This is a genomic window from Bifidobacterium sp. SO1 (genome assembly GCF_018555335.1).
In the GTDB taxonomy this organism is placed as follows: Bacteria; Actinomycetota; Actinomycetes; order Actinomycetales; family Bifidobacteriaceae; genus Bifidobacterium; species Bifidobacterium simiiventris.
Map to the genome: position 1 here is coordinate 51641 of NZ_JAFEJR010000015.1, position 17107 is coordinate 68747.

Sequence of the window (17107 nt, forward strand, 5' to 3'; positions counted from 1 at the left end):
GCAATGACGGGCAACACCGCACGACGGCAGTCATCCAACATCGAGCAGGACTTCGATGGACTGTTTCGTTGCATGCGTTCCAAACGTTTTCGTGACGGCGAGGACACCGGCGGTGAGCCGGCGAACTACATTTACGCGTATCGGCCGCAGCAGGAGCTGGAAGTCGAACGTCGCATCCCGATTCTCGTCAACCGTCTGCAGGGCATGGACCCCGTGGACGATGATGATGCCGCGCCGGCCATACTGGTCATCAACCTGTACGAGCTCGCCATCCGGATCATGCAGGACAACGACGTCTTCGACTCCGCCATCGAACAGGAACCGGACATGCACGGCGAAGCCGACGATGCCGGAGCCGACGCATGGCCGTCGCTGCAGGAGGACGACTTCTATCAGGCGCTCGCCGGCATGCTCGGCCCCGACAACGACGATCTGAAGGACGCGCTCGAGACGCGATACCAGCAGGCGAAGGCGAATCACGAAGCCGATCTGGTGTTCCTGACCGGCGTGGGCCAGGTGTATCCGTACATCCGCACACACGCGCTGCTCAACTGCGTGCAGGAGATCATCGACGAACATACGCCCGTGGTGGTGTTCTTCCCGGGAACCTACGAGAAGACCGCGTCGACCGTATCGGTGATGCGACTGTTCGACCGGCTCGACGCGGACAACTACTACCGTGCATTCAGTCTCAACACCGCGATCATGGAAGGAGCCGACGCATGAGCGACATGAACGACACGAGCGAATCTCGAGGCGGCGCATTGCAGTTCAGGAACATCTTCGTCAGGAACATCGAAGACAAGATCGACGGCGTCATCAAGGCCAGCGACGACAGGAACCTCGCCGATGAGGTGAACGAATACGTGTTGACCAACGAGATCCAGACCAATCTCGAACGGTTCCTCGACACGTACAACGACCCGGCAGCCGACTACACGAACGGCGTATGGATCTCCGGTTTCTTCGGTTCCGGTAAATCCCATCTGTTGAAGATGCTCTCGCATATTCTGGGCGATATTCCCGCGCCGTTCATCGCGGACGACGCCGAATCGCTGAGCCGCGAACAGGTCATCGACATCATGAAGGCCAAGGCCCGCGACGCCGAGAATCACGAGCTTGAGGGACTGCTGGACGCCAACCTGCGCATTCCCGCCACCTCGCTGCTGTTCAACATCGACAGCAAGGCGCAGAAGGGCAGCAAAACGGTGCTCATGGACGCGTTCATCCGCGTGTTCGACGAGGCCCGTGGCTATTACGGCGCCAACAAGTACGTGGCGAAGATGGAACGCGATCTCGATGCCAACGGGTGTCTGACTGAGTTCGTGCGTCAGTTCGAATCGATCGCCGGCAAACCGTGGTCCAAGGGCCGCGCTCAGGCCGCGTTTTCCGGACCGAAGATCGATAGGGCGTTCGCCGCGGCCACCGGCGACGAGGTCAGGGACATTCTCAAGGATTACCAGAAACAGTACAATCCGACCATCGCCGATTTCGCCGACGATGTGAACGACTGGCTGCAGCAGCAGGATGACGGTCGTCGTCTGATCTTTCTGGTGGATGAGGTAGGCCAGTTCATCGGTTCTCGCACGGATCTCATGCTCAATCTACAGACCGTGACGGAGGAGCTGTTCGCGCGCACCAACGGCCGCGTGTGGGTGATCGTCACCTCGCAGGAGGACATCGACGCTGTGATCGGCGACCGTTCGGTCAGTCAGGGGCTTGATTTCACGAAGATCAAGGGCCGGTTCGCCGTCAACCTGAAACTGTCCAGCGCTGACGCCATCGAGGTCATCCAGAAACGACTGCTGGCCAAGAACGAGCAGGGGGAGACGGCCACGGAGGAACTGTGGCAGGCCCACCGCGACGAGCTTGACGCCCTGTTCACCTTCCAGGGCGAAGGCGGCGCACGCCAGTTCAACAACCTCAGATTCGGCACCCAAGAGGACTTCATCGCCACTTATCCGTTCGTCAACTACCAGTTCCTGCTGTTCCAGGACGCGATGCGCGGCATGAGCGACGCCGGCTTTTTCGAAGGCCAGCATCGTTCGGTCGGCGAACGTTCGCTCTTGTCCACGATCAGCAGCGCGCTGGTCGAACACAAAACCGATGCGATCGGCGGTCTGATACCGTTCAGTGCCCTGTACGACGGCATTTCCGGCACCATCCAGAGCTCGGTGAACCATCGCATCATCGAAGCGGAACGCGAGCTCGCCCCGGACGTCCAGAAGCTGGCGCTGCCACTGCTCAAGGCGTTGCTGCTGGTCAAACAGGTCGATGACTTCAAGGCCAACGTGCGTAACCTGCGCATTCTTGTGCTCGGCCGGTTCGGCGAGGATCTGCCCGAACTGGAACGGCGCATCCAAGACACGCTGAACATGCTGGAACGGCAGAACTACGTGCATCGAACCGGCGACGAATACGAGTATCTGACCAACGACGAGCAGGCCGTCGAAAGTGAAATCAAGAACGTCGACATCGAGGACCGGCAGATCCGCGACCGCTTGGGCAGGATCGTCAGCGAGGATATTCTCGGCCAGCCGCTGACCGTCGAATACGGGCAGGGACGGCAGAAGGTGAGGTTCCGGTACGGTCTGACCATCGACAACGTGGCGCAGGGACGGACCTATCCGATCACGCTGCACATCGTCACCCCAATGGACGACATACCGTTGGACGCCAAGATCATGCGATCATCCGGCGAACGCGGGGAACTGCGCGTGATCCTCGACGACGACGACTCCAATTTCATGAACGACCTGACCATGGTCGAACGTACCGAGAAGTATCTCCGTCTGCACGCCAACGAACAGGGTTCCCGCAAACACATCCTCGACGCCAAGCGCGGCGATCTCAACATCATGAAACGGGAACTGAAGTCCACGGTGTCCAAGGCGCTGTGCTCGGCCGTCATCGCCTACAACGGCGCCACGTTGGACACGAAGGCGCGCGAAAGCGCGACCGGCATCATCACGGAGGCGATGCAGACGCTGATCGGACGCCTGTACACCAACTTCCGACTGGTGGAGGATCTCTCCTACACCGAGCGTGATCTCCCCGCCGTACTCGCCGATGCTTCGGACTCCAAGCCGTCGCTGGACGGCACCGATTCCGTGCAGAATCGTCTGGATCTGCCGGCACAGGACGTGTACGACTATGCGGCCGGGCAGATCCGCCGCAATCTCGTGCCGACGGTCAGAGACGTCATTGCGCACTACGAGAACGAACCGTACGGCTGGCCGCTGGCGGACACGCTCGCATGTCTGTGCTACCTGTATGGCAACGAACGGATTCGACTGACGATCGACAGCAATCGGATACCGCGCACCGATGTGGTCAAATATCTGACCAATCAGAAAAAGACCGAAAACATGCGCGTGGAGATCCCGAAGCGCTACGATGCCGCCAAACTCAGGGAACTGCGCAATTTCGCCAACGATTACCTTGGCCTGACCGCAGACAGGCTGCCCGGCGACGCCGAAGACATGGCTCGCGTCATCAGGGACGGGTTGCGCGAACAGATACGCGCGATCGAACAGCTCAAGGCCGCCAACGGACGGTTCGCGTTCGTCACGGCGCTTGATGAGCCGCTCGAACGGCTGAAGACCGTTGCCGCCAAGCCGGAGGAGTGGATGCTGGAAACCTTCCCCTCCAAGAACGAAGACGACAACACGGATCAACTGCTGGACGACCAAGAGGACGTGATCGCCCCGATCCGCAAGGTCCTCAACGGCTTCCAGCGTGACGTGTTGGCCAACGGCCTGGACTGGATCAAAACCAACGACTCCAACTTCACACTCGCATCCGCCGATCTGCAACGGGAACGTGACGAAGCGCGTGCCACGGCGGACGATCCGAAACTGTTCCAAGGCAACCGGGTCAACCTGTTCAAGACCCGACTGACCGACCTCCAGCAGCATCTCGGCGAACTCGTCGACACGGAACGCGAACAGGCGCTGGCAGCCGTCGCCGCCGTGCGAGAATCCCTCACCGGCATCGATTCGTACCGTGCCGCCCGCGAGGATGCCCAACGGCAGGCCCTGCGCTCGCTGGATGATGCGGCCGCGAAGATCGAGTCGGCGAAGTACATCGCCGACATCCGGCAGACCGCGGACACCGTGCGCGGCAGCCTGTACCTGACCTTGGTCAACCAGTTGGACGCTGCCAAGGAACAGCCGGAACCGCAGGAACCGGCTGACGTTCACGACGAGCCGGGGAAGCCAGTGGAGTCTCGGGACTTACGGAATCCATCAGCTGGGGAGACGCTGCCCGATACCGTTGCGCCAGTCGAGCCCGGTCCCAAGCATATCGAGACGGTACAGGCCGAGTCGAAGCCGGTCGAGCGCACCATCCGCGTCACACCGCCGCGCCCCAAGCCGATGCTGCGCACGGAAGACGATGTGGATGAGTTCCTCGACGAATACCGGCGCAAGCTCATGGCCGTCATCCGCGAAGGTAAACGCATTTTACTGTGAGTCAGTTTTTGCGTGGATTTAAAATGAGTTTTAAATCCACGCAAAAACTGATAGTATTGAAAATACGTTTTCAATGAGGGATGGTGTGGATGATCGACCGACCGAAGTACCTGCGCAAACTCGACATGTGGAAAGACCATGACGTAGTCAAGGTAATCACCGGCGTGCGCCGATGCGGCAAGTCGACGTTGATGACGCTTTGGAAACAACGTCTGGTTGAACGGTATGGCGTTGCGCCGGAGGCTATCGTCCACATCAACCTCGAACTGTTGGAGAATGAACCGTTTCTCGAGTACCGCCGCCTGTATGAGGAAATTCTCCGCCGTTGCGGCGAAGGAGAGGGAACGCGTTATGTGCTGATCGACGAAATCCAGAATGTGCCGGACTTTCAGAAAACGCTTGACAGCTTGCAGGCCAAGGGCGGCATCGATCTGTATGTCACCGGATCAAATGCCATGCTGTTATCCGGAACGCTGGCAACCTTGATATCCGGCAGATACGTAGAGATCGCCATGACGCCCCTTTCGTTTGCTGAATACTGGAGTGCGCAATCCGACACAAGGACGACCATGCGGCGCGCATGGTCCGAATACCTGCATGATGGTGCGCTTCCCGCCACGGTGGGCTTTTCCGGCAACGAAACGATGCTGCACGATTACCTTGACGGCATACTCAACACCGTGTTGTTCAAGGATGTAGCCGCACGATTGGGCGTCTCCAACATTGCGGCGCTGGAAACGGTGACCCGCTATCTGTTCGACGATGTCGGCAATCTCGTGAATCCCAAGTCCATCGCGGATGCCATGACCTCGATGGGCACGAAGATATCGCCGCCTACGGTGTCCAACTATGTGGAAGGACTTGCGGCGGCATTCATCTTCTATCCGGTGCAGCGATATGACGTCAAAGGCAAGCGTGCTCTGCGGCAGGAGCGTAAGTATTATGCCGTAGATCTAGGCATGCGTCGCATGTTGTGTTCCAACAAGGTGCGCGACACTGGTCGTCTTCTGGAGAATGTGGTGTTTTTCGAGTTGATGCGCAGGGAAGGTGATGTGTATGTCGGTCAGAGCGCGGGTGGTGAGATTGATTTCATCACCCATGGTGCCGACGGCCCGCGCTATTACCAAGTGAGCGAATCCGTGCATGATCCGGATACATTGGAGCGTGAGTTGTCGTCGCTGCGTGCGGTACGGGATAATTATCCGAAGATGCTGATCACACTGGATGATGAACGTCCGGTTTCCCATGAAGGGATTCAACAGATATACGCATTGGATTGGCTGCTTGACGATGGAGAGGAGCAGTGAGCATGAACACGAGTAAGTTGCAGGCTTTTGCGGCCGGGGCGCGCATGGAGCTGATGAAGGCGGTGCGGGCCAAGCTGGATGCGGCGATGGAGCCGGATTCGGCGGCGAGTGTGGACAATCCGCGCGCGTTCGCAAAGCTGCAGGATGAGATTCTCGGCAACGGCGGCGGCGAGCAGGGGCGTGCCAGAACCGCGGAACGGCACGCCTACCGGTGGTTCAACCGGATCATCGCCCTGCGGTACATGGATGCGAACGACTTCACCAGCCCGCATGTGGTGTCCGGCGAGGACGCGGACAATCCGAACGCCTTGCCGGCCGTATTGTCCGCGGCCAAGCGCGGCGAATTCGACGAGGACGTGTTCGGCTCGAACGTTGGTGTCAAAGCCAAGCTGGTGCCCACGATCACCGCACTGTTGGATGGCAGCAAAACCAGCAACGATCCGCAGGGTGAGGCGTATGGTCTGTTGTTGCGTGCGTACTGTGATTATTGGCATAGGTTTTTGCCGTTCATGTTCGATGATGCCGGTGCGGCGGATGAGATTCTGATGCCGGCCGATCTGCTCGCGTCCGATTCCGTGCTGCGCAAGGTCGCGGAAGTGATGACCGTTGCCGATTGCGTGGGCGACGAGGGGCAAGGCAATGTCGAGATCATCGGCTGGCTGTACCAGTTCTACATCGCAGAACGCAAGGATGAGGTGATGGCCGGCTTCAAGAAGAGCAAGAAGGCCGGTGCCGCCGAAATCCCCGCCGCCACCCAGCTGTTCACCCCCGACTGGATCGTGCGGTATTTGGTCCAGAACACCGTCGGCCGCCTCTGGACCCAATCCCATCCCGAATCCCAACTCTGGAAGTCCTGGGAGTACTACATTCCCGAAGTTCCCGCCACTGAAGGCACTCCCGGCGCATCTGATGGCGTCGGCCTTTCCTCCCCCCGGGAGGGGGAGGTGTCAGCAAAGCTGACGGAGGGGGTCCTCAAGCCCCAATCCACCCTCCATATCGCCACCCCGGAGGAATTGACCGTCTGCGACCCCGCCTGCGGCTCCGGCCACATGCTCACCTACGCCTTCGACCTGCTCTACGACATCTACGACGAAGCCGGCTACTCCGCCAACGAGATCCCGGGCCTGATTCTCGAGCACAACCTATTCGGCATGGAGATCGACGAACGCGCCGCCAACCTCGCAGCCTTCGCCCTGACCATGAAGGCCCGCGGCCGCTACCGCCGATTCTTCCGCAAGCAGGTGCAACCCAACATCCAGCGCATCACACCCGAATACTTCACCGACACCGAAGTCGAAGAACTCAACGACCTGTACAACGTCACCTTCGACGCCGACACCTGGAACACCTACCAACACGCCGACATCTACGGCTCCCTCATCCAACCCCCATCAGACCTCAAAAAGCTGGCGGTAGCCTCGGCTCCCTCGGCTGAGGGAGCTGTCGAGCACAGCGAGACTGAGGGAGCGTACACCCTACTCGCGCCAGACCTTGAGGAACGCTCCAAAACCGTCCTCACCCAAACCCGCTACCTCACCCGCCAATACGCTGCGGTCGTCGCCAACCCGCCCTACATGGGTTCCGGCAACATGGGCAATGAGTTGAAGAAGTACGTAACCGACCACTACAAGGACGGGAAAGCGGACCTCTTCGCCGCGTTCATCCTGCGTAACCTGCGACTCATCCAGCCGAACGCCCTGCTCGGTATGATCACTATGCAGAGCTGGATGTTCCTCTCCTCATTCGAGGAACTGCGCAAAAACCTGCTTGCGAAGAACACCGTCGAAACGATGGCACACCTCGGTGCCGGAGCCTTCGACAGCATCGGCGGCGAGGTTGTTTCCACCACGGCATTCACGATTCACAAGAGTCAGGCCAATGGCAAAGGCAAGTACTTGCGTTTGGTTGATGTGAATGGAGATGACAATCAGTCCAACATATGTACTGGTGCTGTGCGGGGCGAGCATGATGATCTCATGTTCACCGTCAACCAGCAGGATTTCGCCCAGATTCCCGGCTCACCAATTGTGTATTGGCTCTCTGATGCCATGCGTCGCGTTTTCGCGGAGGGGAACCCGATTGATGATGTTGTCGAGCCTAAGAAAGGTTTAGGAACTGGGAACAAAGACCGTTTTATGCGGTATTGGTGGGAGGTCTCCCAAACGAATACATGTTTTACTGCGCCCAATAGTGAATTTGCGAATAGATCGAGATGCATGTGGTTCCCACATAATAAAGGTGGAGAGTTCCGCAAATGGTACGGTAACAACGATTATGTGGTGAATTGGTTCCATAATGGTGTGGGAATAAAGGCTTATACAAATGAGCGTGGCCAACTTGCATCATATCCACGAAATCAAGATTGCTATTTTAAGGAGTCTGCTTCTTGGTCAAAAATCACGAGTGGGCAGTTTTCAATGCGCTATGTACCTTTTGGCAGTATTTTTAATGAAGTTGCCCCTGCTTTTTTTGCAAACAAAGATTTGCTATTTTCACTTTTGGCATTTCTTAATAGTTCTATCGGCAATGAGATTGCAAAAGCCATTTCTCCGACTCTGGATTTTCAAGTTGGACAAGTTGCGACATACCCTATGTCTTCTAAGATGTTTGATGAACGAATTGGCAATTTAGTCTCTTTGCTGATATCTGCATCCCTTGTCGACTGGAACTCCTATGAAACTTCGTGGGAGTTTGCTGGATTGGATGTTCTGAAGGACTCTGACGAAGCTGCACTATCTAACATCATCCACGCATATATCGTCCACTGCAAAACCATCGTTGAAGAACAGCGTCAGCGTGAAATCAAGAACAACGAGCTGGTGGCGGACGCCTACGGCGTGCGAAGCGAGGTGCCGTGCGATGTGCCGATCGAGCGCGTCTCGCTGAAACGCAATCCGGCGTTTGCATACCCGAAGAACAAGCCTGCCGAACGCGACGAACTCATGACCCGCGACATTGTCAAGGAGATCATCTCCTATGCGGTCGGCTGCATGTTCGGACGCTACTCGCTCGACAAGCCGGGCCTGATTCTCGCCTCCCAAGGCGAAACCATCGACGACTATCACGCGCAAATCCCGAATCCCACGTTCGAGCCGGATGTGGACAACGTGATTCCTGTGACCGACGACGAATGGTTCGAGGACGATATCGTCGCCCGATTCCGTGACTTCCTGAGCGTGGCATGCGGCGAACGGCATCTGAACGAGAACATCGCTTACATTGAACAGGTACTTGGTAAGCCGCTGCGCAAGTACTTCGCCTCCGACTTCTACGACGATCACGTGAGCATGTACAAGAACCGTCCGATCTACTGGATGTACTCCAGCCGCACCGACAAGAAGGGCACGTTCAAGGCGCTCGTCTATCTGCACCGGTACACGCCCGCCACCACGAACACGGTGTTGAAGTACCTGCGCGAGTTCACCGCCAAGCTCAACGCTCAATCCGAAGCTTTACTCGCCTCCGGCAAGCCTGCCGAAGTGCGCAAGGGTGAAAAGTTGCGCACCGCCATCAAGGAATGCACCGACTACGAGCGCGATGTGCTGTATCCGCTCGCCACCCGCAACCTCCCCGTCGACCTCGATGACGGCGTCCTCGTCAACTACCTGCGCCTAGGCCCCGCCCTCCGTACCATCCCCTCAATCGAGAAAAAACGCTCCACCGTCCAATCCTGGACCTGGCCCACCCATCCGTTAGAGAGTTGATGTTGTCATGTTAAGCGAAGTATTATCTGTATTAAGCTTCGGCATAGCGTTAGTGTCTCTTACGTGGCAGATTGTGTCATGGGCATACGATGGTAGACGTGTTCGAGTCCGCCTGTTGCATGGTGTATTACAGGGGAGCGGCGCATATGTTGGGCCTGTTAACAGATTCGGCAAGAGACAGGATATTCAATACCTACGAGATCAGGGAATAGTTGGCCCCGAAGTTATAGGCATTTCTGTAACAAATATTGGCAGAGCTACTGTGAGAGTGGATAGATATTGTTTAATAGCAGGAATGCATTCATTCGTTCCTATAGGTGATGCTTTGGGGCCGTCTCTGCCTTATCGACTTCCTGCCGGAGAATCTGAGTCTTGGTATGTGTTAATGGAAACTGCAGAAAAAATCGCTGCCGGCAAGAAGGGTTCTCGGCAAACGCTTCGTATGTCAGTATCACTAGGAACGGGCGATAAAATCAAAACACGACAAAGTCTCAGGATCATTGCGTGAGCAGTTTTGTGAGATTCCCATGAAAGAAAGAAACGAATCGTTTTATCAGGATGTGGTGGCGTATCGGTTGCTGCTGCATTCGCATAGTTTGAGGACGTCGAAGGCTTTTCGACAGATGCGAGTCGCCAACTCCGTAGCGGACACGGTAATCATCAACGGACATGGAACTGTATACGAAATTAAATCTGATCTCGATACTTTCGAGCGGCTTGAGGGGCAGCTTAAGGATTACTTCAAGGTATTCTCCTACGCAAATGTGGTCATTCCTGAAAAAAAGCTCGCTTGTTTGCGGGATCGCCTTGCCGCTATGCCTGAATTCGGCCGGCATGTCGGCATTTATACGCTGACGAACCGTAATGCACTCAAATGTGTAAAGAAACCAGTTGAGTACAATGACGATCTCAGCAAAATTGAGCTGTTAAAGGTACTGCGCAAGCCTGAGTACTCGAAGATTCTACGATCTGAATTCGGTGCATTGCCTGACGTTTCCCCGGCTATGTTCTATGGTGCTTGCCGCGACATGTTTCTCCGGCTTCCTGTACTCAAGGCACAGTCGTTGGTCATGAACGCGATTAAACAACGCAAGGTTTGGACTCGCGAGGAATTGGAACAGTTTCCAGAGGAGCAGCGCATCTCCCTGTACTTCGCCTACGATAGGGTGGAGAAAGTGCCGGGAGCAAAGACTCTCCCGGCGTAACCATTGGCAACAAGGGGGTTGGGGATGACATACTACCCGTATCTCAGAGCGAGACAGTACGAGTTACTTGCGCTTCGAGAACTACTGATGGCAGGCAAACTTCCCGTACAAGTAACCCCTATCATCGAGCCGGTGAAAGACACTCCACAGCTTCGGCAAACGATGAAGATCTTCCGCGAGCGCGAAAATGGCGCCTTAGGCGTTGTGCTGAATCCCGATGTGGGGGATCTGACGGCAGACACCGATCTTGATAGCCGGTTCGACATATACGGCAACAGCCAAACGCTTCCTCTCATTGGGGAATCCGGACGTATAGTCCCTGCGATCCTTTTGAACAATGATGCCATGACGGTCGCGAATAGAGTCGAACAGACCGACGCAACGTTGATGGAAGAAAGCGGTATCGTATTTGTGTCTGAAAATGATCGGGGACGTATTCGTAACTTGAAGGAATTCAAGTTTCATGCCATCGCATCATCCGACAGTATGCAGTTGCGGCGAGACTTAAAGCGGAATGACATCAGTGCTAAGCGCATTCTGTTCTCAGACCCTTTCATTAAGCGTGAGAATAATGCCGCCTATGATGACGATGATTGTCGAGATGAATTTTTCTCGGATGATCATTTGTGGTACAAGGATGAAGGACAATACGAGGGGTTTGGCGACTATTCCATCGTCGGAGACAATTACGATGAACGTGGTGGCATGCCCAAAGCAGTCGCAGTGCATATCGTCTATTTCGATGAGCACTGGAATCTGCGCATCCATCATTTTGTTTCCTATGCCAGTGATGATGTTCATGAAACGCCAGCTAAATTCATTCAAGCTGTTGAGAAACTGAGTGCTTGGCATGATGAGCGTGATGGACTTAGTAGCGAGCATATGACCATAGGTATGCGAACGCTTATCAACCATGCCGAGACCGGTACCTATCCAGGATTGCCGACTATCAAGAAGCTGTCCATCATGCACCATCTCGAACTTATGGGTTGGTTCTTCTCGGAAAGGCCGGATCTACAATGCGATGCTGCGTGAACTGTTTCCGGGATCATGTCTTGCGTGACCGAATCGAAAGCCTGAATATCAAAGGTGATTGCGATTTCTGCGGAATGGCCGATGCCTTTGTCTACGACTTTGCAAGAAATAACAGCCTGCAAGATTCGATGCTTGCCATCATGGGATTGTATGAGACTGCCGACTCATCGGTCGGCCATATGGGACATTCAATGGTATATGAATTAACCAGCAGATGGCATTTACTCAATCTGTCGGAAAAGACGACTGCGAAGTTGCTGGACGCCATGTACCGGGAGACCTCGGATGATACCTTCGCAGGCTACGACATGGAATCGTTACTGACTGGTGACGTTCATCTGAAGACTTCTGAAGCCAATGCAATCCCGGAACATGATTGGGAGAAATTTGCCAATCATCTGAAATACCAGAATCGTTTTTTCGTGTCTTTCATCAATACCGATGAATTGGCAAAACTCATCAGTTGCACGCGAACCATCTGCAAATCCGGCACTGTACTTACGCGAGCACGTATCGCATCAGACGCGAAAGGGTATGCTCCTGGTCGTGATATGGGCGCTCCTCCTGCGGGTCTGGCTGGGAATGGTCGTATCAATCCGGTTGGCATCAGCGAACTCTATACCACCGTAGGTGAGGATGATCTGGCCGACGATACCGCTCTGCATGAGATTCGTGCGGGCATGCACGATTACGTGACGTTCGGAAAGTTCACTTTGAACAAAACGATCACGGTCGCCGACCTATCAAAAATCTCTGAGATCAGTCCCTTTGACATAGATGCCGAAGACCTGCCGCTTTTTGCGGTGAACCTAGAAATATTGGACGGCATGGCCCGAGATATTGCCAGGCCGATGCGCAGAGGTGATAACCCTCTTGAATATATTCCCTCGCAATACATCGCCGAATTCATCAAAAGCCTTGGTGAAGAGCAGGGCGGGCCATATGACGGCGTGATGTACAGTAGCACGTTGAAGAAAAACGGCGTGAACCTATGCCTGTTCGCCCCGGAAGAATACACCTGCGATACAACGTATACCAAACGGGTAAGTGAAATAACGTACGATGTCGTGGATTGATGAATTTGGAGGAGAGCATGCTCGTCAATGATCTGATATCCGGCGAATCCAAGAACGTTGAGTATAAGGTGGCGTTGCCGGATCGGAGCATCAAGTATGTGAAGACGGCGGTGGCGTTTGCCAACGGCGAGGGTGGTCGAATCGTCTTCGGCGTCGAGGATCAGACGCTGAACGTGGTCGGCGTGCCAGATGATCAAGTGTTCACCATCATGGACGCCATCTCCAATGCCATCGCCGATAGTTGCGAACCGTTGATCATTCCGGATATTTTCATGCGTGACATCGGCGGCAAGACGGTGATCGTCGCCGAAATCCTACCGGGCGCGCAACGGCCGTACTACATCAAGTCGATGGGGCGAGACCAAGGTACTTTCGTACGCGTCGCCGGCACCACGAGGCAAGCCGACGCGGCGACCATCAAAGAACTGCTGTTCGAAGGCAGCAATCGCAGCTTCGACCAAACCGTATGCCTCGGACTGGAAGCAACCGACGAAGACGTCGACAAGTTATGCGAAGCAATGACCGATGTCGCCAAGACCAACGCAAAGCATGATGTCGACTCGATCAAGCCGGTGACCGCCAAGCAGTTGCTCTCATGGGGCGTCCTGGTTGAACGTGATGGCGAGCTTAAGCCAACGAACGCGTATGCGATTCTGTCCGGCATCAACAGTCCGGTGCGTTCCATCGTGCAATGCGGCGTGTTCAAAGGCTCCACCAAAGCCGTGTTTGTTGACCGTCGCGAATTCACCGGCGCGCCGTGGGAACTCGTCGAACAGGCGTACCAGTACGTGCTGCGCAACATCCATATGGGTGCGCGGTTCGAGGGTGTGTACCGGCAGGATGTGTACGAGATTCCGCCGGACGCGATTCGCGAACTCATCGTCAACGCCGTCGTGCACCGCAGCTACATCGACCACTCCAGCATCCAGATCGCGATCTACGACGACCGGCTCGAAATCACATCTCCCGGGCGGCTCCCGATGGGCCAGACCATCGCACGCATGAAGGAGGGCTATTCGAAGATCCGCAACGAGGCATTGGCGGCGGCCTTCTCCTACATGCGGCTCATCGAACACTGGGGCAGCGGCGTCCCTCGCATCATCGAAGAAGTGCGCGAGGCCGGTCTGCGCGAACCGGAATTCCTCGGCGGCGATACCGACCTACGTATCAACATTTACCGTCAAGTTGATGCTCTAGCATCAGATACTGCGTCTGGAGTGCGGGATACTACCGAAACGGTGCGGGATACTGCGTCTGGAGTGCGGGATACTACCGAAACGGTGCGGGATACTACCGGCCTGACCGATGATGAACGCGCAGTGATCCACTATGCGCAAGCCAACGGCGGAATCACATCCGCGGTAGCGAAGAATGTGTTGAATCTTCAGGAACGTCAGACCCAGAAGATTCTCGCTGGCCTAGTGAACCGCGGAATACTGCATCGTATCGGTGCTGCACGCTCCACGCGATATGTACTGGCTGAGACGACTACGGCGAACGAGAATCGTGATTGAGATGTGTCGACCATACTCGACACATCTCAAGAAAAGCCAATGGAGTTTCGACTATATTCGAAACCTTCGTGTACAACCCAGTACAGTGTCGACCATACTCGACACTCGATCATAACAACGAAAGGACCCCGCATGAGCAGCGGCATGCAGATCGGACGATTGCTGGCGTCCCGGTTCGCGGTATTCGACGGGACACCGTACAGCGCCGGGCGCATCGTGTTCTGGTATGACGAGCGTGGCGAGTTCGAGGACCAGCTGACCGACATCGCCGGGTCGGATGCTGCCGACGAGACGTTGCGCGATGTTCAAATCGTGCGTCTGGAACGCAATCCGTTCGCGTTGAAGCATCGCATGCTCATCGAACAACCGACCGCGAAGTTCCTCGTGTATCTGACCGGCAAACTGCCCAAAGACGAAGACAACTGGCTGTTGGATCTCGAACTGGCATACGGACCACTGTTCACCGCCGACAAGCTGTCGATGATCGTCCATGAACTGTTCCCGCGCGAAACGTCCGCCGTCACTCGCGATACGTGGCTCGCCATCATGCAGCGCACCAAACCGTTCTTCGAGGACGACGAACTGGTCGAATCGTTGGCAAGCCGTTTGCGAGCCAACGATGACGAACGTGATTTCCAGGCGAAGATGATCGCCGTGCTCTTGAGCTTGCCGGCGGGGGAGCACAGTCTGCAATCGATCTGGCGCAAACTGCTCGAACAATACGCGCAAGGTGACACGGACGGCATCGAACGCATCGAAACGATGGGACTGCTCGACTACCACTGGACCGGCACACGCGGCATCTACCGGTTCGACGCGGACCGGTCATTGGCGCATCCCACGGTGAAGGACTTCGTGCTCTGGCTGTTCCGCTTGGCATGGAACGGATTCAGCGACGCCGAGCATGGCGCCGACTACTATGCGAACATCCGCCGCGACTTCGACATGTGGCGCAACGATCCACGGTTCGCGCCGGTGATGCGGGCCCTGGCCGAGGACGTGTTCTCCGACCTGTCGATTGACCACGACATCGCCCGTATGGAATTGGACGAACTGACGTCGCGCGGCGTTTTCCGCGAAGTCGACGAGCAGCTCGTGGAACTGCTGTACGCGGACCTCGGCAACGAGAGCATCACCGACGATGACGTGCAACGCATCGTCGCATCCCGCCAATACGGCCTCTGGCATGATGATTTCGCCAAGGATTATGCCGTCATCGCCGCCGCCAGCGCATTGCGGGCGCAACTGCGCACGGCCCGGCCCGTCATGGCGTCCATCACGTCAGCGCAAGCCGGATTCAGGATCTACGCCGACGACTTGTGTCGCGTCGACGGCTGTTACCGTCGGTTCGTCGCCGCATGGAAAGCGAGCAGCCGGCCGTTCAGCGGCAGAATGGTCGCGGAAAGCCTCGAACAGGAATACGCGCGTTATCAGGCCGATCTCGGCATGGCATGGCAGACGCAGGTCAACACGATGACCGACTGGTCGATCGACGATGTCCCCCCGCAAACCGACTTCTACACGCGTAATGTCAAGAAAACGACCGACGCCGGCAAGAAGATCGCCGTCATCATCTCCGACGCGCTACGCTATGACGTGGCCGCGGAATTCCGCGAACGGCTGGGCTCGCAAAGCCGCTGGAACGCCACGATGGACGCGCAACTGGGCGTGCTGCCCTCATACACGCAACTGGGCATGGCCGCGCTGCTGCCGCACACGACGCTCGCATTGGACCCGGCGGACCACTACTCCGTGCTCGCGGACGGCCAATCCACCAAGGGCACGGCCGCGCGGGACTCGATCCTTTCCGCAGTGAACGGCACCGCAGTGGACGCGGAAACGCTGATGAACATGAAACGGGACGAATACCGCGAACTGGTCAAATCCTGCAACGTGCTCTACGTCTACCACAACGTCATCGACGCGACCGGAGACAAGGCCGCAAGCGCGTCGGACGTATTCGGCGCATGCGAGCGCGCGCTCGATGATCTGGACGGCATCGTCAAGCGACTGGCCAACGCAAACGTGACCAACATGATCGTCACCGCCGACCACGGCTTCCTCTACCAAGACCATGACGTGACCGATGCCGAATGGCTGAGCGAAACCCCATCCGGCGACGTGATCTGGCAGAAGAAGCGGCGGTTCGTCATCGGCTCCAACCTTGCGAACAAACCCGCGTTCGTCACGTTCGCCGCCGCACAGGTCGGACTGGCCGACCCGAGCGACGAGCACGTGACCATACAGACTCCCAACGGCATCCATCGGCTGCGCATCCAAGGCGACGGCGCACGATACGCGCACGGCGGCGCCGCACTGCCGGAAATCGTGGTGCCGGTCGTACACATCAACAAAGGCCGTTCAGCCTCCGGCGACGCACGCCAGGTGGAATTCCGCATCCTGCAGAACACCGACCGCATCACCACCGGACAGATCACCGTCGACTTCCTGCAGACCGAACCGGTGGGAGGCAAGATATCCGAACGCACCGTGCTCGCCGGACTATGGGGCGTGGAATCAAACGGCCACGCCACGCTGATCTCCAACGAAGTGCCGCTCGCCTTCGCATCCACATCCAAAGATCCGGCCGAACGCCACGTCCCGGCCACATTCCTGCTGACCACGGACGCGGACCGGTTCAACAACACCGTCATCGAACTGCGATTGAGCGAGCGGATTGCCGGCTCCAACCAGACGCGCAGACTCGACACCAAGGCGGAATACCGGCTCCAACGCGGACTCGTGATCGACGACGGTTTCGACTTCTGACACGAGGCCAGACAACTTGAGCAAC

At 56.6% G+C, this 17107-nt stretch carries 9 protein-coding genes; all 9 read left to right on the forward strand.

Going from position 1 to position 17107, the window contains the following annotated elements:
* Positions 1-3: 3 nt before the first annotated feature.
* The gene (locus JS541_RS11255; protein ID WP_214374599.1) at positions 4-726 is read left to right on the forward strand and encodes a DUF1788 domain-containing protein; all 723 of its coding nucleotides are present in this window, start codon (positions 4-6) and stop codon (positions 724-726) included.
* Positions 723-4472, forward strand: a complete 3750-nt coding sequence (brxC, locus tag JS541_RS11260; protein WP_214374600.1) for a BREX system P-loop protein BrxC — start codon at positions 723-725, stop codon at positions 4470-4472. Before JS541_RS11255 ends, brxC begins: the two co-directional genes overlap by 4 nt.
* Positions 4473-4552: 80 nt before the next feature.
* Positions 4553-5779, forward strand: a complete 1227-nt coding sequence (locus JS541_RS11265; RefSeq protein ID WP_214374601.1) for an ATP-binding protein — start codon at positions 4553-4555, stop codon at positions 5777-5779.
* Positions 5780-5781: 2 nt separating this feature from the next.
* Positions 5782-9483: a BREX-1 system adenine-specific DNA-methyltransferase PglX gene (gene pglX, locus JS541_RS11270; RefSeq protein WP_214374602.1), complete on the forward strand. Its 3702-nt coding sequence runs from the start codon at positions 5782-5784 to the stop codon at positions 9481-9483.
* A 527-nt stretch (positions 9484-10010) separates the two neighbouring features.
* Positions 10011-10688, forward strand: a complete 678-nt coding sequence (locus tag JS541_RS11275) for a sce7726 family protein (RefSeq protein ID WP_214374603.1) — start codon at positions 10011-10013, stop codon at positions 10686-10688.
* Between the two features lie 24 nt (positions 10689-10712).
* Positions 10713-11723: a sce7725 family protein gene (locus tag JS541_RS11280; RefSeq protein WP_214374604.1), complete on the forward strand. Its 1011-nt coding sequence runs from the start codon at positions 10713-10715 to the stop codon at positions 11721-11723.
* A gap of 20 nt (positions 11724-11743) precedes the next feature.
* Positions 11744-12799 carry a HEPN-associated N-terminal domain-containing protein gene (locus tag JS541_RS11285; protein WP_214374605.1) on the forward strand — a complete coding sequence of 352 codons (1056 nt, stop codon included), beginning with the start codon at positions 11744-11746 and terminating at the stop codon, positions 12797-12799.
* 17 nt (positions 12800-12816) lie between these two features.
* Positions 12817-14313: an ATP-binding protein gene (locus JS541_RS11290; protein WP_214374606.1), complete on the forward strand. Its 1497-nt coding sequence runs from the start codon at positions 12817-12819 to the stop codon at positions 14311-14313.
* A 132-nt stretch (positions 14314-14445) separates the two neighbouring features.
* On the forward strand, positions 14446-17082 hold the full coding sequence (pglZ, locus tag JS541_RS11295) for a BREX-1 system phosphatase PglZ type A (protein WP_214374607.1): 2637 nt from the start codon (positions 14446-14448) through the stop codon (positions 17080-17082).
* Positions 17083-17107 lie beyond the last annotated feature (25 nt).

Bases quoted from the DNA above. Each gene is read 5' to 3' on its own strand.
- JS541_RS11290 (WP_214374606.1), top strand. From the start codon at position 12,817: ATGCTCGTCAATGATCTGATATCCGGCGAATCCAAGAACGTTGAGTAT.
- pglX (WP_214374602.1), top strand. From the start codon at position 5,782: ATGAACACGAGTAAGTTGCAGGCTTTTGCGGCCGGGGCGCGCATGGAG.
- JS541_RS11265 (WP_214374601.1), top strand. From the start codon at position 4,553: ATGGTGTGGATGATCGACCGACCGAAGTACCTGCGCAAACTCGACATG.
- brxC (WP_214374600.1), top strand. From the start codon at position 723: ATGAGCGACATGAACGACACGAGCGAATCTCGAGGCGGCGCATTGCAG.
- pglZ (WP_214374607.1), top strand. From the start codon at position 14,446: ATGAGCAGCGGCATGCAGATCGGACGATTGCTGGCGTCCCGGTTCGCG.
- JS541_RS11275 (WP_214374603.1), top strand. From the start codon at position 10,011: ATGAAAGAAAGAAACGAATCGTTTTATCAGGATGTGGTGGCGTATCGG.
- JS541_RS11255 (WP_214374599.1), top strand. From the start codon at position 4: ATGACGGGCAACACCGCACGACGGCAGTCATCCAACATCGAGCAGGAC.
- JS541_RS11280 (WP_214374604.1), top strand. From the start codon at position 10,713: ATGACATACTACCCGTATCTCAGAGCGAGACAGTACGAGTTACTTGCG.